The 2528-nt window shown below is 70.3% G+C and carries 3 protein-coding genes; 2 read left to right on the plus strand and 1 reads right to left on the minus strand.

Annotated elements, in window-relative coordinates; translation table 11 throughout:
• Positions 1-132: 132 nt before the first annotated feature.
• Both ACI2LP_RS34210 and ACI2LP_RS34215 read left to right on the plus strand, forming a co-directional pair.
• Positions 133-1029, plus strand: coding sequence for an alpha/beta hydrolase family protein (locus ACI2LP_RS34210; RefSeq protein WP_404728436.1), 897 nt, complete (start codon positions 133-135; stop codon positions 1027-1029).
• A 79-nt stretch (positions 1030-1108) separates the two neighbouring features.
• A complete protein-coding gene (locus tag ACI2LP_RS34215; protein ID WP_404728437.1) occupies positions 1109-1681 on the plus strand; it encodes a GNAT family N-acetyltransferase in 573 nt (190 codons plus the stop codon).
• Positions 1682-1685: 4 nt separating this feature from the next.
• Here ACI2LP_RS34215 and ACI2LP_RS34220 read toward each other — a convergent pair whose 3' ends face one another.
• Complete coding sequence (locus ACI2LP_RS34220) at positions 1686-2516, minus strand: transposase (protein ID WP_404728438.1); 831 nt, start codon at positions 2514-2516, stop codon at positions 1686-1688.
• Positions 2517-2528 lie beyond the last annotated feature (12 nt).

A 2528-nucleotide genomic window follows, 5' to 3' on the forward strand; every position in this document is an offset into this window, starting at 1 on the left:
GCCGCGCGGGGGGGGCTCACGCGGCCGGGCCGGGGGGGGCCGTCCGGGGGGCGTAGCGCCCCCCGTGCGCTTCCCCGGGGCGCGGGGGCCCGGCGGCCCCCGGGGGGGCCCGCCCGCCCCTACCGGGAGATCATGGTCCAACTCTGGTACCCGGCCCGGGACACCGAGGGACGGCCGAGGGCACCCTGGATGTCGCCCGGGGCCGCCGCGCACTACCGCAAAGCCACCGGGATCCCCGAGGACGCGGTGCAGCTCCCGGTGACCCACGGACATCCGGGCGCCCCGCTGGACACCTGCCACGGTCCCCTGCCGGTCGTGGTGTACTCGCCCGGGTTCGGGCAGGACCGCACCTCCAGCACCGCGCTGGTCGAGGATCTGGCAAGCCACGGTTACGCGGTGGTCACCATCGACCACACCTATGACGCATCCGAGGTCGAGTTCCCAGACGGGCGGGTGGAGACCGGCAACATCCCCCTGGCCGGGAACGCGAGCGACGACCCGGTGATCGTCAAGGCACTTGAGGTACGGGTGGCCGACACCCGGTTCGTACTGGACCGGCTGGCCGGGATCGGGCGGGGAACGCTCGATCTGTCGCGGGCCGGGATGTTCGGGCATTCCCTGGGCGGGGCGACTGCCGCGGCACTGATGGGGCGCGACCACCGCATCCGGGCAGGAGTCAACATGGACGGCTCGCTCACACGGTCCGTCAGCGCCGCCGGGGTGGACCTGCCCTTCCTGCTCATGGGCGCGGACCAGGAGGACGACGGCACCTGGGACGCACTCTGGCCGCACCTGCGCGGCTGGCGGCGGGAGCTGCGGCTGACCGGCTCCCGGCACGCCTCCTTCACCGACCTGTCGGTGCTGCTGCCTCAGGCCGCGCCCGCACTGGGACTCAGCCCGGAGCGGGCCACTACCGTGGAACGCGCCTATCTGCGGGCCTTCTTCGATCTCCACCTGCGCCAGGCCCGGCCCGCCATCCTGACCGGACCCTGCGCCCGCTACCCGGAGATGCGGTTCATCCGCCCCTAGACGAGTAGTTCCGATGTGGTGGTGCTGTGTCATCGGGGGTTGAGCGGTGTCACCAGGTACGTCGTGACATCGTGGCGCCATGACCATCGCAGTTCGCCCGGCTTCAGCCTTCGAGGATGTCTGTACCCTGGTCGGTCCAAAGTCACCTGGGGCCAACGTCTGCTGGTGCCTGAGCTACCGGATCCCGTCCAAGCTCAACAACGAGCTTCGCGGGTCGGCCCGCGGTGCGTACGTCGCCGAGCTGTGCCGTACGGATCCCCCTCCGGGGGTGCTCGCCTACGACGGCGACGAGCCGGTCGGCTGGGCCGCCGTAGCGCCGCGCTCGGACACCTCCTTCGCGCGCAGCCGTAAGATCCCACACGTTGACGACCTGCCGGTCTGGTCGCTGTGGTGCATCCGCGTACGCCCTGGTCATCGCAAGAGGGGGATCTCGCACGCCCTGATTGCCGGTGCGGTCGAGTTCGCCCGTGCCCACGGCGCACCGGCGATCGAGGCGTACCCGCTCGACAGCGGTGGCGCCAAGGTCGACGTGACGATGGCGTACGCCGGGATCCGGAAGAACTTCGAGCGCGCCGGGTTCGCCCACGCCGCCGACACCACCTCGGTGCTGGCCGGTCATCCCCGAGTCCTGATGCGGCTCGACCTGCGCTGATAGATCAGCCCGGCGCCTCAACGGCCGGCAGGACGGTGGTCAGTGATCGAAAGCGGTCAGCGATCGCAGGACCGGAACGCCGGTCTTGTGGTTGTGCCAGATGGCCATGGCCATCGCGAGGATGCGCTGGGCAACGCGGACGGCGACGCCCTCGAAGGTCCGGCCGCCGTGCTGTTCGAGATCGAGCTGGCCCTTCAACGTGTCGTTGACCGACTCGATCAGCTGCCGCACCGACTTCAGCAGCGACTCGCCCTTGCGGGGCTTCTCCCGCGTGAACGGCGTGGCGGAGCAACTCCACGCCCTGGAAGGCGAGGTCGGCCTCGAACTCCTTGGAGGCGAAGCCCTTGTCCGCGATAAGCAGCAGGCCGGCCCGGTCGGCGGCCAGCTCGGGCTCGCGGTCCAGCATGGCGGCCATCACGTCCCGCTCGTCGATCTTCGGGTTGGCCAGGGCCCATGTGATCGGCATGCCGGTCGGGGTGCAGACCAGGAACAGACGCAGGCCCCAGTAGAACCGGGAGTGGGATGCGCAGTACCCGGCCCAGCCGGCCAGGTTCGACCGCTTCACCGTCGGCCTCGACATGCCGCACGGCACCGGCGTGGAGTCGACGATCCAGTGGTTGTCGAACCAGAAGTCCGTATCCGTCGCGAGGAGGCGTATCGCCTTCTTCACCAGCGGCAACGCGGCCCGCAGCCGCTTGTTGTACCCCGGCCGCTTGGGCAGATACGGGAACATCGAGGTCAAGTTGTCGTGAGCGAACCGCAGCCAGCGGGCCTCGGAGGCGAAGCCCAGCAGGGCCAGCGCAACGGCCAGGCAGATCAGCTCGGAGTCGCTCAACTGCGGTGGCCT

It is taken from the genome of Streptomyces sp. NPDC019890 (assembly GCF_044903445.1).
In the GTDB taxonomy this organism is placed as follows: Bacteria; Actinomycetota; Actinomycetes; order Streptomycetales; family Streptomycetaceae; genus Streptomyces.

Coding starts and splice junctions, on each gene's coding strand:
- ACI2LP_RS34210 (WP_404728436.1), top strand. CDS start 133: ATGGTCCAACTCTGGTACCCGGCCCGGGACACCGAGGGACGGCCGAGG.
- ACI2LP_RS34215 (WP_404728437.1), top strand. CDS start 1,109: ATGACCATCGCAGTTCGCCCGGCTTCAGCCTTCGAGGATGTCTGTACC.